13 protein-coding genes and 7 tRNA genes are annotated in these 16,500 nt (G+C 44.6%); 17 read left to right on the top strand and 3 right to left on the bottom strand.

Translation table 11 applies throughout. The annotated features are described in order from the left end of the window. Positions 1-149: 149 nt before the first annotated feature. The 13 genes from ACY2VW_RS12360 (at position 150) to trhA (ending at position 6,770) form a co-directional block, all read left to right on the top strand. Positions 150-223 (top strand) — tRNA-Asp (locus tag ACY2VW_RS12360). Between the two features lie 27 nt (positions 224-250). Beyond that, positions 251-323, top strand: a tRNA-Val gene (locus ACY2VW_RS12365). 9 nt (positions 324-332) lie between these two features. Next, positions 333-414: transfer RNA gene (locus ACY2VW_RS12370), tRNA-Tyr, on the top strand. A gap of 19 nt (positions 415-433) precedes the next feature. Continuing rightward, positions 434-506: transfer RNA gene (locus ACY2VW_RS12375), tRNA-Thr, on the top strand. A gap of 33 nt (positions 507-539) precedes the next feature. Then, a tRNA-Met gene (locus ACY2VW_RS12380) sits at positions 540-613 on the top strand. Positions 614-619: 6 nt separating this feature from the next. After that, positions 620-692 (top strand) — tRNA-Phe (locus ACY2VW_RS12385). 8 nt (positions 693-700) lie between these two features. Beyond that, a tRNA-Lys gene (locus ACY2VW_RS12390) sits at positions 701-773 on the top strand. 167 nt (positions 774-940) lie between these two features. Further along, positions 941-1,996 carry a D-alanyl-D-alanine carboxypeptidase family protein gene (locus tag ACY2VW_RS12395; protein ID WP_461878278.1) on the top strand — a complete coding sequence of 352 codons (1,056 nt, stop codon included), beginning with the start codon at positions 941-943 and terminating at the stop codon, positions 1,994-1,996. 319 nt (positions 1,997-2,315) lie between these two features. Continuing rightward, complete coding sequence (locus ACY2VW_RS12400) at positions 2,316-3,269, top strand: peptidoglycan DD-metalloendopeptidase family protein (protein WP_461878279.1); 954 nt, start codon at positions 2,316-2,318, stop codon at positions 3,267-3,269. 341 nt (positions 3,270-3,610) lie between these two features. Continuing rightward, positions 3,611-4,546 (top strand): mannose-6-phosphate isomerase, class I, encoded by a 936-nt coding sequence (gene manA / locus ACY2VW_RS12405; protein WP_173829146.1) that lies wholly within the window; start codon positions 3,611-3,613, stop codon positions 4,544-4,546. Between the two features lie 17 nt (positions 4,547-4,563). Then, positions 4,564-5,439 (top strand): ROK family protein, encoded by an 876-nt coding sequence (locus ACY2VW_RS12410; protein WP_022461220.1) that lies wholly within the window; start codon positions 4,564-4,566, stop codon positions 5,437-5,439. A gap of 172 nt (positions 5,440-5,611) precedes the next feature. After that, positions 5,612-5,869, top strand: coding sequence for a GIY-YIG nuclease family protein (locus tag ACY2VW_RS12415; RefSeq protein ID WP_055220299.1), 258 nt, complete (start codon positions 5,612-5,614; stop codon positions 5,867-5,869). A gap of 226 nt (positions 5,870-6,095) precedes the next feature. After that, positions 6,096-6,770 (top strand): PAQR family membrane homeostasis protein TrhA, encoded by a 675-nt coding sequence (gene trhA / locus ACY2VW_RS12420; protein ID WP_461878280.1) that lies wholly within the window; start codon positions 6,096-6,098, stop codon positions 6,768-6,770. Between the two features lie 120 nt (positions 6,771-6,890). Here the strand turns inward: trhA and ACY2VW_RS12425 are convergent, their stop codons facing one another. After that, positions 6,891-8,468 (bottom strand): response regulator, encoded by a 1,578-nt coding sequence (locus tag ACY2VW_RS12425; protein ID WP_461878281.1) that lies wholly within the window; start codon positions 8,466-8,468, stop codon positions 6,891-6,893. A gap of 21 nt (positions 8,469-8,489) precedes the next feature. Beyond that, positions 8,490-10,196, bottom strand: coding sequence for a sensor histidine kinase (locus tag ACY2VW_RS12430; protein WP_461878282.1), 1,707 nt, complete (start codon positions 10,194-10,196; stop codon positions 8,490-8,492). 317 nt (positions 10,197-10,513) lie between these two features. Between ACY2VW_RS12430 and ACY2VW_RS12435 the strand changes: the two genes are divergently transcribed. Genes ACY2VW_RS12435 through ACY2VW_RS12445 form a run of 3 tightly spaced genes read left to right on the top strand, consistent with a single transcriptional unit; the run spans position 10,514 to position 13,857 of the window. Next, complete coding sequence (locus ACY2VW_RS12435; RefSeq protein ID WP_461878283.1) at positions 10,514-12,019, top strand: ABC transporter substrate-binding protein; 1,506 nt, start codon at positions 10,514-10,516, stop codon at positions 12,017-12,019. A 14-nt stretch (positions 12,020-12,033) separates the two neighbouring features. Continuing rightward, positions 12,034-12,951, top strand: a complete 918-nt coding sequence (locus ACY2VW_RS12440) for an ABC transporter permease (RefSeq protein ID WP_118742315.1) — start codon at positions 12,034-12,036, stop codon at positions 12,949-12,951. A gap of 21 nt (positions 12,952-12,972) precedes the next feature. After that, entirely contained in the window at positions 12,973-13,857 is an 885-nt protein-coding gene (locus ACY2VW_RS12445) for a carbohydrate ABC transporter permease (RefSeq protein WP_173827371.1), read from the top strand. 124 nt (positions 13,858-13,981) lie between these two features. Here the strand turns inward: ACY2VW_RS12445 and ACY2VW_RS12450 are convergent, their stop codons facing one another. Further along, positions 13,982-14,893 (bottom strand): S1 RNA-binding domain-containing protein, encoded by a 912-nt coding sequence (locus ACY2VW_RS12450; RefSeq protein WP_461878284.1) that lies wholly within the window; start codon positions 14,891-14,893, stop codon positions 13,982-13,984. 229 nt (positions 14,894-15,122) lie between these two features. On the opposite strand from ACY2VW_RS12450, the gene ACY2VW_RS12455 reads away from it, so the two are divergent. Further along, positions 15,123-16,500 (top strand): putative manganese-dependent inorganic diphosphatase (locus tag ACY2VW_RS12455; RefSeq protein ID WP_461878285.1); only part of this gene is annotated, 1,378 nt, incomplete at its 3' end.

The raw sequence follows: 16,500 nt of genomic DNA on the forward strand, positions 1-16,500 counted from the left end.
TTACTAATCGGTCGAGGGCTTGACCTGAAATGCAAAACAAAAGTTTTGCAGAAAATGGTTGTGTTCGGAAAGAAAGTATGGTATGATGTATAGGTGTTAAGTGTATGCGGTTTTGAAGGTATATCAAATATCTTCAAAATAGTTATTGTGGCCCGGTGGCTCAGCTGGTTAGAGCGCCGCCCTGTCACGGCGGAGGTCGTCGGTTCGATCCCGATCCGGGTCGCTTTTCATAACTAAATATCTGAAAAATGGGATCTTAGCTCAGCTGGGAGAGCATCTGCCTTACAAGCAGAGGGTCACAGGTTCGAGCCCTGTAGGTCCCATTCTTTTATGGGTGGTTTCCCGAGTGGCCAAAGGGGACAGACTGTAAATCTGCTGCAAATTGCTTCGGTGGTTCGAATCCACCACCACCCACTTGCCAATCAGGCAATCGGCCGATGTGGCTCAATTGGCAGAGCAGCTGATTTGTAATCAGCAGGTTATCGGTTCGAGTCCGATCATCGGCTTTACTTGAGAAATCAAGTACAAAAATAGGATATCGCGGGATGGAGCAGTCTGGAAGCTCGTCGGGCTCATAACCCGAAGGTCGTAGGTTCAAATCCTACTCCCGCAATTTTATGCCTAGTTAGCTCAGTTGGTAGAGCAGAGGACTGAAAATCCTCGTGTCTCTGGTTCGATTCCGGAACTAGGCATATTTTACGGAGCATTAGCTCAGTCGGTAGAGCACTTGACTTTTAATCAAGTTGTCCGGGGTTCGAATCCCCGATGCTTCACTATGTGGAACCCTTTCGAGGGTTCTTTTTTTGTTCTGCATATCCAAAATTGGTCCACCGAACCAATTTTGGATTATGTTTATCTTAAGGTTACGGCGAAAATCTTGCAAAAGAGCAGGAAATGTACTATGCTTTGAAAGAATAAAAAAGAACGGAGGAATCTGTTTATGGCACAAAAAAAGAAAAACAAAAGACGAAGACGCCAGTTTCAGCAGAAAGTGATTTTAAGTGTTCTGCTTGTTATCATTATCGGATTGATTGGCGTGCTTGGATATCAGATGCAGAAGAACGAGAAAAAACAGACGGATGGAAACGCAAGTGCATCCTCTTCGGTTTCGTCATCCTCTCTTGCTGGGGACAGTTCAGAGCCGATATCGGATTCCAGCCCGGAGGAGGAGATTACACCGACGCCTGAGCCGGTACAGCAGATTTCGTCAGATGGTCTGAACAGTCAGCATGCCCTGCTGGTGCGGGAAAGCGATCTGGCTGAGATGATGAATCTGGGCGGAGATGAGAGAATTTATCCGGCGTCGATGACAAAGATTATGACAGCGCTGCTTGCCATTGAAAATCTTCCGGATCTGAACGAGACGATTACCGTTCCGGAGGAAATCTTCGAGGAACTGACGGCACAGGATGCATCGGTAGCGGGATTTAATCCGTACGAACAGCCGACGGTTCGTGATCTTCTCTATGGTGTGCTGCTGCCATCCGGCGCAGATGCCTGTGAGACATTGGCGAGAGCAGTCGGCGGATCGGAAGAAGGTTTTGTGGCCATGATGAACCAGAAAGCAGAAGAACTGGGACTTACCAATACGCATTTTGAGAACTGCACGGGACTGCATAATGACAACCATTATTCTACCTGCCGTGATATTGCGGTGCTGATGAGTGAGTGTCTGAAGAGTGATACGTTTTGCGAGATCGTGACGAGGGAGGTTTACACAACGGAGACTACCGCATCACACCCGGAGGGAATTACGCTGTATGATACGATGCTCCACCGGTTTACCAGCTATGAGATGAGTACGACACTGGAGAACGGGGCAGTCATTGAAGGCGGAAAGACCGGATTTACCGATGAGGCGGGTCAGTGCCTGGTCAGCTTTGCAGAATATGGAGGCGAAGAGTACATACTTGTTACGGCAGAGGCCATGACGGATTCGGGATCTGCGGTGGACAGCATCGCGGATGCGAGTACGGTGTATGGAAGATTACAGTAAATACAGGTGAAAGCGAGAGCTGGAAACGGGAGAAAATTCCCGGTTCCAGTTCTTTTTTTTCGTGAAGCAAGTCGAGAAAATAAGGTGTGAATAACATTGAGGATGTTTTGCACGGAATGCGCAGAAAAGAATTATGTTTTCCACAAAAGAAAGAAGCGCAGGGGAAAAATTGTGGATAACGGAAAGGAAAAATCCGGTTTTTGTGTATAGATCGCGCCGGATGGGAAATACTGCTTACTGTAGAAAAGCAGGAGGAGAGCGAGAAATCGAAAAACGCCTCTGAAATGCTTAAAAAGATATCAGCAGAGGTGGTAAGAACATGAAAAGAGACAAGTTGAGAATCGGCGTGATCACAGCGGCACTGGCAATGATGATTGCAGGCGGAGTGCTGACCTGGCAGCAGGATGCGAGAAACGGTAAGGCAGATCAGGCGAAACAGGGAGAGACGGCACAGCTTACAGAGGACGAAAGCACCGGAACTACAGAACAGCAGACGGAGGAGACGACGGGAGATGCAGACGGAACGCGTGCCGTACAGGATCAGGCAGATGATGTGGAAAACAGTCTGGAACAGGTGCCGGAAATGGAAGCGGCGTGTGAAGAAGAGGCGGTGGGAAATCCAGAAGCAGATGCAGAGACGGCTCAGAATACACCGGAAGAATCAGATGGGAATACAGAAAGACAGGACGCGCAGGCGGTAAACGGAACAGCGGCGGATCAGAACGGAGAAACAGGATCAGGAGAAACAGCGGCGAATGAAGAAACGAGTGCAGCATCCGGAACTGTGGATTCTGCAGAAAATCAGGAAACGGCAGTTGAGACAGCAGGGGCTGCACAGGATCTGATGTTCAGCGAAGCGACAATCATGGAACTGCCGGTTACTGGAACAGTTCTGATTCCGTATAACATGGAAAATACCGTTTATTTCCCGACACTGGATCTTTACCAGTGCAATCCAGGCGTTGTTTTCTCGGCGGCAGAAGGAACTCCGGTTCTGGCGGCAGCGGACGGAGAAGTTGTGAGTGTGGAAAATGATGCAAGAACCGGCCTCACCGTCACCATGAATCTTGGAAATGGATACGAAGCCATCTACGGACAGCTCACAGACGTTTCCCTCGAGTCAGGCCAGAAAGTTCAGAAAGCAGCACGGATCGGAGCAGTTGCAGCACCGACGAAATATTATGTAAAAGAGGGAAGCAATCTTTTCTTTGAGATGAAAAAAGATGGAAAAGCCATTGATCCTATGGCATATCTCCCGGCAATTTCGGAATAAAAAAGAGGACCTGCACGAAATGGGATGCGGGAAAGTATTATAAAGTGTAGGATTCGCAATCGAATCTTTTTTACAGGTTTTGAATACAAAAAAGGCGGCGCCGACCGCGGATGGTAAAATACCGTTTTTCGATTGCTTTTTATAAAAAAGGCTGGCTGAAAACAGTCAGCTTTACATATAACAAACAGGATTGTTTTGATATAGAAAAAGGGCGGAATAAAAGGAAAGTAACCGGTTACAGAAAATGTGAAAGTTTGTCATTTTAGGGGTTTCGTTTTTGGCTGTTATCGGTTAAAATAGACGTAGTGGACAGATCCTGAAAAAAGGAGGATTAGAAAAATATGGAGTTTTTATTTATGGACCCGGTGTTCAAAGAAGCAATCTGGGGTGGAACAAAGTTAAGAGACGTATTTGATTACGAAATTCCGAGTGATACAACCGGCGAGTGCTGGGCGATCAGCGGACATGCCAACGGAATGAGTCGTGTGGCAGGCGGAAGATTTGATGGAAAAACATTAGGTGAGCTCTGGAAAGAGGAGCCGGAAATTTTCGGAAATTACCCGGGAAGCCAGGTTCCGCTGCTGATCAAGATCATTGATGCAAAAAATGATCTGAGCATCCAGGTTCATCCAGATGATGCTTATGCAGGAGAGCATGAGAATGGATCTCTTGGAAAGACCGAGTGCTGGTACGTGCTTGACTGCGAACCGGGTACAGAAATTGTTATCGGACACAATGCAAAAGACAAGGCAGAAGTGGAGAAAATGATCCGCAATCATGAGTGGAGCGATTTCATCCGCAAAGTGCCGGTACATAAGGGAGATTTCTTCCAGATCAATCCGGGATGCGTACATGCCATCAAAGGCGGCACACTGATTCTGGAGACACAGCAGAGCAGCGATATCACCTATCGTGTATACGATTATGACAGACTGCAGAACGGCAAACCGAGACAGCTTCATGTAGAGCAGAGTATCGATGTTATCGAGGCTCCGTTTAAACCGGCAGATATTGATACCTTTACAGAGGAAATCCCGGGCGCGGTACATACCCATTTTGTAACATGCAAGTTCTACTCTGTAGATAAATACGACATCGACGGTGTATTCACCTTGGATGCGAAAAAATATTATACTAATGTAAGCGTTATTGCCGGAGAGGGTACCGTAAACGGTATTCCGGTGAAAAAAGGTACACACTTTATTATTCCGGCTAATTTTAACGGATGCAGATTTGAAGGAAAACTTTCCGTGATCTGCTCAAATCCAGAGGCGTAAGAAAGGAGAAAAACACAATGAGACTTGGAGCATTAGAAGCAGGCGGAACAAAGATGGTCTGCGCAATCGGAAACGCAAATGGAGAAATCTATGAGAGAATTTCGATCCCGACCGAGACACCGGAAATTACCGTTCCGAAAATGATTGAGTATTTTAAAGAGAAAGACATTCAGGCACTGGGAATCGGCTGCTTTGGACCGATCGATCTGAACAGAAAATCCGAAACATATGGTTACATTACCACAACTCCCAAATTAGCATGGAAGAACTACAACATCGTAGGCGCTTTCGCAGATGCACTGGACATCCCGGTTGGATTTGATACCGATGTAAACGGTTCTGCACTGGGTGAGGCTACCTGGGGAATCACAAAAGGTCTGGACAACAGCATTTACATCACCATCGGAACGGGCGTTGGAATGGGAATTATTTCCAATGGCAAGCTGCTGCACGGCATGCTTCATCCGGAAGGCGGACACGTTCTGCTGACCAGACATCCGAAAGATACTTACGGCGGAAAATGCCCGTATCACAGCAACTGCCTGGAAGGCCTTGCTGCAGGTCCTGCCATTGAAGCACGCTGGGGCAAAAAAGGTATTGAGCTGGCAGACAAAAAAGAGGTATGGGAGCTTGAGGCTTACTATATCGGACAGGCACTTGTAGACTGCATCATGCTGCTCTCCCCGCAGAGAATCGTTTTGGGCGGAGGCGTTATGCATCAGGAGCATATGATGCCGCTCGTAAGAGAAGAAGTAAAGAAACAGCTGAACGGATATCTTGTAACAAAAGAACTTGAGGATCTCGACAGCTATATTGTACTTCCAAGCCTGAACGACAATCAGGGTATCATGGGTGCGCTGAAACTGGCTGTAGATGAGCTGGCAATGCAGTAAAAATAAAAATGAGAAAACCGTTCGGAGAAATCCGGACGGTTTTTTACTTCCAGGAAACTTCGTTGAATTTTCCTGCAAAGCAGGACTCTTTCTTATTTTTTTGATTGCGCCTGAAAGAACCGAGTGTTAAAGTTACATAGAATACAGATGAACAGAAGGAACGGAATTTGAAATGGAACAGGGGAATTTTACATATATTCTGGAATGCAGCGATGGATCTTTTTATACAGGCTGGACCAATAATTTGGAACGCAGAGTAAAGGCACACAATGCTGGAAAAGGAGCGAAATATACAAAGAGCCGCAAACCGGTAAAACTGGTGTATTTTGAAACCTTTTTAACAAAACAGGAGGCTATGCGGAGAGAATGGGAAATTAAGCAGCTTTCGCGGGTAGAAAAATGGAAGCTGATTCAAGCGAAGAAGCAATAAAAATACAAAAACAGACGGCTCAAACAGGCACAACGGTATGCGTAGGCGAGCAGTCTGTTTTTTTGTGTCAAAGCAGGTCGAACATTTTCAAAAGAAAATAGATATTTTGACTTGAAAAATAATTTTATCCTGCTATAATAAAAGAAACGATGACAAGTAGTAATCAAAACTACATAAAGTGGTAATTGAAATACACAGTGTTTCTGACAGGAAAGGAATGAGCAGGATGAAGTATATCAGAAAAAATGGAATTAAGGATCCCGGCAGTGCGATTACGCATGGGATTGCGCTGATCCTGGCGATGGTGGGAACGCTGCCATTGCTTTTGAAGGCGGCTCGGGAGCCGGATCATCTGCATGTGATTGCGATGGCAGTATTTATGCTGAGCATGATTTTGCTGTATCTGGCGAGTACCGTGTATCACACGTTTGATGTAAACGGGAAGGTAAACCGTCGACTGAAGAAGTTTGATCATATGATGATTTCCGTGCTGATTGCGGGAAGTTATACGCCGATCTGTCTGATTGCGCTGCATGGACGGACGGGAATTGTACTCTGTGCATTGGTGTGGGCAGCAGCAATTGGCGGAATTCTCGTCAAGGCATTCTGGATCAATTGTCCGAAGTGGTTTTCCTCAGTGCTGTATATCGCAATGGGATGGCTGTGTGTACTGGCATTTCATCCGCTGTTTCTGGCGCTTTCGCGGCCGGCATTTGGATGGTTGCTGGCGGGCGGCATCATTTACACGGTCGGCGGGGTGATTTACTCCTTAAAGATGCCGATGTTTAATGCGAAGCATAAAAAGTTCGGAACACATGAAATTTTCCATCTGTTTGTGATGGGTGGCAGCTTCTGTCATTTTATTGTGATGTACTATTTTGTGGCGGCGATGCCGGTATAAAAACTTGTTTGAAGATAAAACAGTAATGCAAAAATAAAATACTGCGGAACGTATTTTCGTTATACCCGGGTATTAACATTTATTTGGGAAAACTTTACGCTCCGCAGTACTATTTTTGCATTATTTTTTCTTTTGACGGTATTCACTCGGAGAAATTCCGTAGACTTTTTTGAATACCTGTGTAAAATAAGAAAAATTCGTGTAGCCGATATTCGTTGCAATTACACTGACCGGGAGATTGGTTCCCTCAAGCAGGGAAATCGCAATTTTCAGTTTTTCCTGCACGATATAGTCAGAAAGGGAAATTCCCTTTACCTTTTTGAAAAGCCGGGAGAGGTATTCCGGGTTCATATATACCTGATTGGCGATTTCGGTGCGGGTAATATTCTGGTGAATATTTTTCTGAATAAAATCTACCACCTGATCAATCTGTGAGACGTCTGGCTCCGCGCTGGTCTGCAGACTTTTCAGGTAATCAACGGAAAAATCAAGCAGTTTATGCATCTCTTCTATGGAATGACAGGAGTTATTCAGGGCGTGAATATCGTATTCTTTTTCAAAAACACCATGTGCATCGATGTGGTGCTGGTTCAGAATCTGATAGAAGATCTGAAGAAAATCCTGCAAAAAGAGACTGAGCATTTTCTGGTTTACATGGCCGGATTCCTTTTGACGGAGCAGATAATCATGCATATCTGCACGGACGGCATCGTAATAACCGGAGGAGAGCATGACATTCCAGTGGACAAAATCCGGCGGGGTATAGGGAACCTGGGAAATACTGGATTTCTGATAAAAAATACCGCTGTAGTTTGCTGCATTTTCGCTGTGCTGCTCTAAAAGCTGCTGTGTTTTATCGGGCAGCAGAAGAAAATTTGCAGAATGAGCGCAGTAGCATGCAGTTTTAAAGTGGAGATACTGCGAAGCGGCTTCTACAAAAGTATGCAGATAATTTTGTACCTGATCTTTGGTAAGATCATCGGTTTCGTATAAAATAAGAGCAAAAACCTGTTCGCGGACATGGCAGAAAAGAAGTTTTTTAGTGAGCGGCTCAAACAGCTCAGAAACGACATTCTGCAGGATAGAGCGAAGGAGCGAAAGATCGCGGACAGGGTGCGGCGTGTCCTGCTCAAGAATATCAATCAGAGTCAGAATACAGGAACGGTCTGGATCGAGCTTTATGGAGATCGTGTCCAGAAAACTCAGAATATTCTGAGGTTCTGCAGGCTGTTTCTGCAGAAATTCATTTAACAGCATATCAAGAAGATCCATTTCGCGTTTGCTGAAATAGTTTCCATATTCACTGTAAAATTTTTCTTTTCTTTCTTTCTGAAGCTGCAGAACTGCTTTCTGAATGGAAGCTTCAATTGCACTGTAGGGAGCGGGCTGAATCAGATAATCGAATCCGCCGAGCCGCAGTGCTTTTTGTGCATAGGAAAAATCTTCATGTGAGGTAAGAAAAATACATTTGATTTCCGGAAAATGCTCCGCAACCCATTCATAAAGTTCAAGACCGCTGCCGAGCGGCATTTCGATATCGCAGAGCATGATATCCACGGAGTTGTTTGAAAGAATTTCACGTGCATGGATAATGTCGTTGGCACAGAAAACCTGGCGGATGGAAAGAGCATCCCAGTTGATGCCGGAATGAATACCGGCGACAACATCGGGCTGATCATCAATAATCAATACATTCATTCGTGATTCCTCCTCTTCACATTAGGGTGAAAGTAAATTTTCTTTTGAGAGTAAGCTGTTCTTTAAATCCGGACTGGGATTCGGTTCTTCCTGTACAGGCAGGATAATTTCTGTCATGGCGCCGGAGGAACCATTCATACAGATCAGTCCAGCCTTGTCTTTGTAGAGCAGGGTAAGCCGTTGTCGGAGATTGTGAATGCCGATATGCTGCCCGGCTGTGGTATCTTCTTCATTTTGCAGAAAGGACTGCAGAAATTCGTCCGGGAAGCCGGTTCCATTATCCTGAATACTGATGTTTAAGTAATTTCCTTCTTCTGTTTCTGTCAGCCGGACGGCAATATGCACATTGAGCGGCTGACAGGGGATTCGTCCGTGCTTAAAGGAGTTTTCAACGAAAGTCTGGATACAGAGCATGGGAACTGGAAATTCTGAAACGGAAGGATCTGCAGAAATCGTCAGTTCAGAGGAATCTCTCGTGTTCAGCTTCTGGAGTTTATAATAATTCTGTACCTGATTCAGTTCCGTCTGCAGCGGCACAAGACTGCTGTTGTCGCGGAAGGTATAGCGGATATACTGGGAAACATACAAAATCATCTGCTGCGCATCGTTTCCTTTGTTTTGCTGAATCATACCGTAAAGCGTTTTCAGGCAGTTCAGGTAAAAGTGAGGCTTCAGCTGAATCTGGAAATATTGCAGCTGAGATTTTTGAATGGTCAGTTTATTTTCATAAGTGCGGATTTTCAGATGGTGAATTTCATCCATCATTCGATTAAAGGTGGAATTAAAGACGGAAAATTCACGGATAAACTGTGTTTCCTGCAGTTTTGAGTCCAGCTGGCCGTTTCGAATTTTCTCCATGGTAGCTGTTGCGTCACTTAAAGGAGAAAAATAAAATTTGATGGCAAAAAAGCACATAAATGGAATCAGAAGCAGTGCCAGTGCAGAGGCAATAATGGCGAACATCTGTGTCGCATTCAAATAAAACTGGCTTCCCTGATAGGGGGTAAGGTAAAGCATGGTAATATCGGCATATTTTAAAGGATCCTGTACAACAAAGAAATTTTCTTTTCGTCCCTTTTTGATATGGTTATTATCTTTTTGCGAAAAGGTCAGTTTATTTTCTGTAATGGTGTTGGAAGGATTTAATACAGTGCCGTCATCGGAAAGATAGACAAGCGAGCCGGCATTATGCGTCTGCGTGGCGAGACGGGATGGAGCCATAACAAGGTCAAAATCTACCAGAGAAACACTGTAAGCGTTGGAAAAGCCGAGAAGGCGGACCAAAAAGTATTTATCACCGACTTTATCGTAAAACCAGGATTTGGAAGTTGATTCAAAATGAAGGGATTTTACATAATTCTGCATTGTTATTAATTCTTCATGGGAATAGCAGTCCTGATAGGCACAGCGGCAGACATCATTGGGAGCAGAATAAATATAGACAGCACCGAGACATTCTGTCAGAGCAAGCTGTTCCCGTGCTTTATTCACAATGGAGAGTGTATTTAAATGAACATCGAGCGGATCAAGTTTATATTTTAGTTTCTGATAATTCCAGTTCGTAGCCCAGTCCTGTGCCATTGAGGTTTCTATCTGGGAAAGATCTGCTTCTAACTGTTCCTGATAGAGAAACAGAGCATTTCGGTTTGCAGAAGCGATTTCGCGGTTCAGCAGGCGAAGCGAGTAGAAATCAAAAAATATCGTCAGAAATGTAAGCGGAATAAGCATGATAAGGCTTATAAGGGTGAAAAAAATTTTTGATGAGATGTAAAAATTTTTACGAGATAACATAAGAGCCTCCAAGAATATAACAATATAAGAAAAATCGTGTGAGCGTTCCAACTATTGGAACATGCCATTTATTCTAATATAGATGTCGTGTGTTTTCAAGAAATAAGTATACAGATTCGTTAAAATAACGAAAGTTACAGTGGTATGTCACAATATATAAAGAGAAAGTCACAGATTTTATAGAGAAAGAGATATTTCTTTGATAGGATATAGCTATTCGTAAAACAAAGAAAAGAACAAAGGAGAGAACTGCAATGAATAAGAAAAAAGCAATGGCACTGTTACTTGTCTCTGTTATGGCAGGAAGTATGCTGGCAGGCTGCGGAAGCGATAACGCGTCCAGCTCAAATGACGGATCTTCCAAGAGCGCAGACAGCAGCAATCAGGACAGTTATACGGTAAAAATTCTGGCACCTGGCGATGCCAGCACAGATGACTGCGCAAAAATTTCTGAGGCAGCAAGCAAAATCACCGAGGAAAAATTCAATACTAAAGTTGAGCTGACTCGTGTTGGATTTGGAAGTTATGATCAGCAGGTCAACCTGACACTGGCATCTTCTGAAAAACTGGATCTGATGTATGAATATTGCGGTAATGTAACATCCGCAATCAGCAGCGGACAGATTGTTCCGATCACGGATTATCTGGACAGTTATGGAAGTGATATGAAATCCCAGATCAGCGATTCTGATTGGAAATGTGTAACTTTTAATGGCGATATTTATGGAGTTCCAGCAAATAAAGAGAAAGCAACCGGATGGGGATTTGCCATGAACAAAGAGATGGCAGATGCAACTGGAATTGATTACAGCTCTATCAAAACAGAAGAAGAGTTAGAACCGCTTCTGGAGAAAGTAAAAGAAATGTATCCGGATGTATATCCAATTGTATCAAATAATGGTTCTATGAGCTTGATGACAGATCAGGATGATCTGGGCGGAGATATTGGATCACTGGAAAGTGCATCTGGAGATAATACAACCGTTATCAATTATTATGGAACAGATGAATATATGAACGAAATGAAACTTCGTTATGATTGGGCACAGAAAGGCCTGATCATGCCGGATGCTTCTACTTCCACTGAAAACGCAAACAGCCTGATTGGTGCAGGAAAAGGATTTGGACGTTTCACAAATACCAAGCCGGGTATTGAAAAAGAGATGGAAAAAGAGGTAGGAAAGGAAGTTGTTGTTCTGGAGATGGTAAAACCATATACCACCACAACACGTGTCGATATTGTATGGTATGTACCGCACAATAGTGAAAAACCGGAAAGAGCTGTACAGGTATTAAATGAGATCTACACGAACCCGGATCTGGCCAATCTTTTTATCAATGGTTTAGAAGGAAAGCATTATGAATTTGTAGATAAGGAAAAGGGAATCGTTAATTATCCAGAAGGAGTTAATGCCAGCAATACAGGCTATACCAGTCTTCCCTGGGCATGGCCAAACGAGACAATTTCTTATATTTGGGAAGGTCTTGATTCAGATATCTGGGATCAGATTCAGGAATTTAACAAAGATGCGACAGTTTCTCCAGCCAAAGGTTTTGCATGGGACAACACAGAAGTACAAAATGAAGTAACTGCATGTGCAAACGTTGTGGCAAAATATGGTCCGGCGCTGGAGTGCGGTTCCCTGGATCCGGAAACTACCATTCCGAAATTCCTGGATGAGCTGAAAGCTGCAGGAGCAGATACCATCATTGCAGAGAAACAGAAACAGTTAGACGCTTGGCTGGAAGCCAACAAATAATGGAGGCTGGGAAGATGAAAAGAAATTGGGGTAAAATCCGCAGATTTATTCCCCTGTATCTGATGCTGCTTCCGGGACTTGTATACTTATTTATCAATAACTATATGCCCATGGCTGGAATTATTATTGCATTCAAGAAATATAATTACAGCCTGGGAATCCTGAAAAGCCCGTTTACAGGCCTGAAAAACTTTGAGTTTTTGTTCAAGACAAAAGATGCCTGGACAATTACAAGAAACACACTGGGATACAACGTAATCTTTATCGTAGTCGGAACCGTACTTGCAATTGCAGTGGCAATTCTGCTGAATGAAATCCGTTCCACGATGGGAAAGAAAATATACCAGACGTTAATTCTGGTACCGTTCCTGATTTCTATCGTCGTTGTCAGCTACCTGGTATATGGATTCCTCAGCACAGATGCCGGATTCATTAATAACAGTATTCTGAAACCAATGGGAAAACAGGGCATCGGATGGTATTCTGATCCGAAGTACTGGCCATTCATTTTGATCTTTGTCAATGTATGGAAAAACCTGGGATATAACTGCATTATCTATTATGCAACGGTAGTAGGACTGGATGCCAGCCTTTATGAGTCTGCATCCATTGACGGTGCGAACCGCTGGCAGAGAATTCTGCATATCACACTGCCGGGACTGAAAACAACCATTATCACACTGACCCTGATGAGCGTAGGACGTATTTTCTATTCCGATTTCGGACTGTTCTATCAGGTACCAATGAACAGCGGACCGCTGATCGACGTGACAAACACCATCGATACTTACGTATATCGTGGATTGATGGAGCTGAACAACATCGGTATGGCATCTGCAGCAGGTCTTTATCAGTCACTGGTAGGATTTGCACTGGTACTGATTGCAAACCTGGTTGTTCGAAGACTGGACGAAAACAGCGCATTATTCTAAGCGAAGGGAGAGTATGAAAAAATGGTTGAAAGAAATAAAGGCTTTCAGATTGCAGCCAATGTGATTATGATCTTACTGTCCGCTATGTGTATCGTCCCGTTTATCCTGCTGATCATGTCATCCATCACCAAAGAGAATGTTCTGTTAAAATACGGATATTCTTTCTGGCCGCGCGAGATCAGTTTTGATGCATACAAAACACTGCTGGTAGAATCCGGCAGTATTGTAAGAGGCTATATCATTTCCGCACTGGTAACGGTAGTTGGAACCGTGGCAAACCTGACTCTGACAACACTGTTTGCCTATCCGCTGTCAAGAAAAGATCTTCCGGGAAAAGCATTTTTCTCCTTTGTGATTTTCTTTACGATGTTGTTCAACGGCGGCTTGGTACCGTCCTATATGATGTGGACTGGAATCTTTCATATTAAAAATACCATCTGGGCACTGATTGTTCCAAATCTTCTGATGGGAGCTTTCTATGTCATCATGATGAGAACGTATTTCACCACCAACATTCCTGATGCGGTCATCGAGGCTGCAAGAATTGACGGAGCAGGTGAGTGGAGAATTCTGGCAAAAATTGTCCTTCCGATGTCTACGCCGATCATTGCAACACTGGCACTTCTGGTCGGCCTTGGATATTGGAATGACTGGCTGAACGGTCTGTACTATATTAATAATGATAAACTGTACAGCATTCAGGTTCTGCTGAATAAGATGCTTCTGGATGTGCAGTATCTGATGAGCGGTGCTTCCGGCGGAGCATTAACACAGAACATCACACTTCCGGCAACCGGTATCAAAATGGCCGTTGCAGTTATGGGAGCACTTCCAATTCTGGTTGTGTATCCGTTCTTCCAGAAATATTTTGTAAAAGGTATTGTAATTGGAGCTGTAAAAGGCTGATCGAATTCTTATCATAGAATTTGTAATAAAACTTTTGTAATAGAAAACAGACTTTCCGGAGCACACAGGAATGTGTGGGGACGGAAAGTCTGTTTTTTTGGAGTTCTTTTCGATGGACAAAAATTTAGTTCAGCTTAATATTTTTAAACAGTGATCCCAGTGTCGTTGTCACTTCCTCTGTCTCCGGGAGTTCTATGGTTTCTTCCTGGATCTCCTCAGCTGCAACGTCATCGAGGGCTTTCATGGAAAGACTGAGTTTGCCGTCTTTGATGGCGATGACTTTTACTTTGACTTTATCGCCGACTGCCAGGACTGCGGATGGATGTTTGATTCGTTTGGCGCAGATCTGGGAGATGTGGACGAGGCCGGAGAGGCCGTTTCCGAGGCTGATGAAGGCGCCGTATGGCTGCAGGCTCTCAACGGTTCCTTCGGTGACGAGGCCGACTTCTACATTGGAAATTTTCTCTTTGCGTTCTTCGTCTGCTTTCTCGCGGAGAATTTCGCGGGCGGAGAGGATCAGGCGGTCTTTTTCTTTGTCGAGGTCAAAAACCTGTACCTGAATGTCTTTGTTTAAGTATTCATTCAGATCTTCCACGTAGTTCAGGGAGAGTTTGGAAGCCGGGATGAAGCCGCGGATTCCTTCGACGTAAGCGATAACACCGGCGTTTACGATTCCTTTGACTTTCACATCCAGCACGGTTTTCTCTTCTTTGTACTGTGCGAGTTTTTCCCATGCGAGGATATCGTTTGCTTCTGCGCGGGAGAGGAGGATGTTGCCGTGGCCGTCGTCTTTGCGGATGACGGTTGCGGTGATTTCGTCGCCGGCCTGGACAGCGTCTTTTAAGGAGAATCCAGGCTCATTGCTGAAGTCCTCGGCGCGGATGACGCCCTCTGCGTAGTATTTCAGATCGAGAATCACTTCTTTTTCATCTACGGAGATGACGGTTCCGGTGAGCATGTCGCCTTCCTCGATTTTTTTGAAGGAAGCTTCCAGCTCTGCGGAGAAGTCATCCATGGTTAATTTTTCATCTGACATAATGAAACACCCCTTTTTCGTAAGAATAACAGGAAAACGAGAGGAAAATTGTGGATTTATGAAAAAATCGGGTTCAATTTTGCACGTTTTTCTATCTGCGTTTATCTTAACATAAAAGATTTTCTTTGACCAGATGAAAAAAGGATGGTAAGATGTGTGTAGTCGTTACCGAAATTACTGAGACGAACTTACTGTATATCATCAACATACAGAAGGGAGGAGTACTATTATGAAATCAAATTCAAGAGTTTATGTAATTGGACATAAAAATCCGGATACGGATTCGATCTGCTCGGCGATTGCCTATGCGGATATCAAAAACAGAACGGATAAAACAAAAACTTACGTGGCACGTCGTGCCGGTCAGATTAATGAGGAGACCGAGTATGTGCTGAAACGCTTCGGCGTGCGTGCACCGGGTTATCTGCCGAATGCGGGAACGCAGGTAAAGGAGATTGAAATCCACGAGGTGCCGAGTGTGCCGGGTACGATTTCCGTGAAAAAAGCGTATTCCATGATGAAAAACAACAATGTAGTCACACTGCCGATCACCTCGCCGGAGAACGATCTGCAGGGTGTCATTACCGTCAGCGATATCGCGGAATCCTACATGGATTCGTATGACAGCCATGTCATGTCCCTTGCGAGAACACAGTACCGCAGTATGGCAGAGACGCTGGACGGATCTGTCATTGTCGGAAATGAGCATGGATATTTTATCCGCGGAAAAGTCGTTGTCGGCGCGTTCCATCCGGATACGATGGAGAACTATATCGAAAAAGATGACCTTGTCATCCTCGGAAACCGTGCGGAGGACCAGCTCTGTGCAATCGAGATGGATGCAAGCTGCATTATCGTCGGACTTGGCGCAAAGGTGACGAAAACGATTCAGAAATTTGCAGAGGAAAAATGCTGTGTGATCATCAGCAGTCCGCATGACACGTATACGATTGCGCGTCTGATCAACCAGAGTATTCCGGTCAAATATCTGATGCGCAGAAGCAATCTGATTACGTTCAATACCGAAGATTTCCTCGATGATATTAAAGAAGTCATGAAAAATCAGAGACACCGCGATTTCCCGATTCTGAATAAGAAAGGAAAATACGTGGGAACGATTTCCCGCCGGAACCTGATTGGAAATGCAGGAAAGAAACTGATTCTCGTCGATCACAATGAGGAATCGCAGGCGGTTGACAACGTCAAAGAGGCGGAGATTCTCGAGATCATCGACCATCACCGTCTGGGCTCGCTCGAGACGATGGCGCCGGTTATGTTCCGCAATGAGCCGGTGGGCTGCACGGGAACGATTATGTATGAAATTTATAAGGAAAAAGAGCTGGAGATCGCGCCGAACATCGCAGGACTGCTCTGCGCAGCCATCATTTCCGATACGCTGATGTTCCGGTCACCGACGTGTACGTTTCTTGACAAAGCTGCAGCAGAGGCGCTGGCAGACATTGCAGGCATCAGCATTCCGGAGTTTGCATCCGAAATGTTCCGCGCAGGAAGCAATCTGAAGGATAAATCTCCGGAGGAGATTTTCTACCAGGATTTCAAAAAATTCATCATGGGCGATGTTACGTTTGGTGTCGGCCAGATTACAT

The sequence above is a fragment of the Fusicatenibacter sp. genome (genome assembly GCF_977045365.1).

Excerpts from the sequence above, each read along its gene's own strand:
- ACY2VW_RS12395 (WP_461878278.1), top strand. The coding sequence starts at position 941 with ATGGCACAAAAAAAGAAAAACAAAAGACGAAGACGCCAGTTTCAGCAG.
- ACY2VW_RS12400 (WP_461878279.1), top strand. The coding sequence starts at position 2,316 with ATGAAAAGAGACAAGTTGAGAATCGGCGTGATCACAGCGGCACTGGCA.
- manA (WP_173829146.1), top strand. The coding sequence starts at position 3,611 with ATGGAGTTTTTATTTATGGACCCGGTGTTCAAAGAAGCAATCTGGGGT.
- ACY2VW_RS12410 (WP_022461220.1), top strand. The coding sequence starts at position 4,564 with ATGAGACTTGGAGCATTAGAAGCAGGCGGAACAAAGATGGTCTGCGCA.
- ACY2VW_RS12415 (WP_055220299.1), top strand. The coding sequence starts at position 5,612 with ATGGAACAGGGGAATTTTACATATATTCTGGAATGCAGCGATGGATCT.
- trhA (WP_461878280.1), top strand. The coding sequence starts at position 6,096 with ATGAAGTATATCAGAAAAAATGGAATTAAGGATCCCGGCAGTGCGATT.
- ACY2VW_RS12425 (WP_461878281.1), bottom strand. The coding sequence starts at position 8,468 with ATGAATGTATTGATTATTGATGATCAGCCCGATGTTGTCGCCGGTATT.
- ACY2VW_RS12430 (WP_461878282.1), bottom strand. The coding sequence starts at position 10,196 with ATGCTTATTCCGCTTACATTTCTGACGATATTTTTTGATTTCTACTCG.
- ACY2VW_RS12435 (WP_461878283.1), top strand. The coding sequence starts at position 10,514 with ATGAATAAGAAAAAAGCAATGGCACTGTTACTTGTCTCTGTTATGGCA.
- ACY2VW_RS12440 (WP_118742315.1), top strand. The coding sequence starts at position 12,034 with ATGAAAAGAAATTGGGGTAAAATCCGCAGATTTATTCCCCTGTATCTG.
- ACY2VW_RS12445 (WP_173827371.1), top strand. The coding sequence starts at position 12,973 with ATGGTTGAAAGAAATAAAGGCTTTCAGATTGCAGCCAATGTGATTATG.
- ACY2VW_RS12450 (WP_461878284.1), bottom strand. The coding sequence starts at position 14,893 with ATGTCAGATGAAAAATTAACCATGGATGACTTCTCCGCAGAGCTGGAA.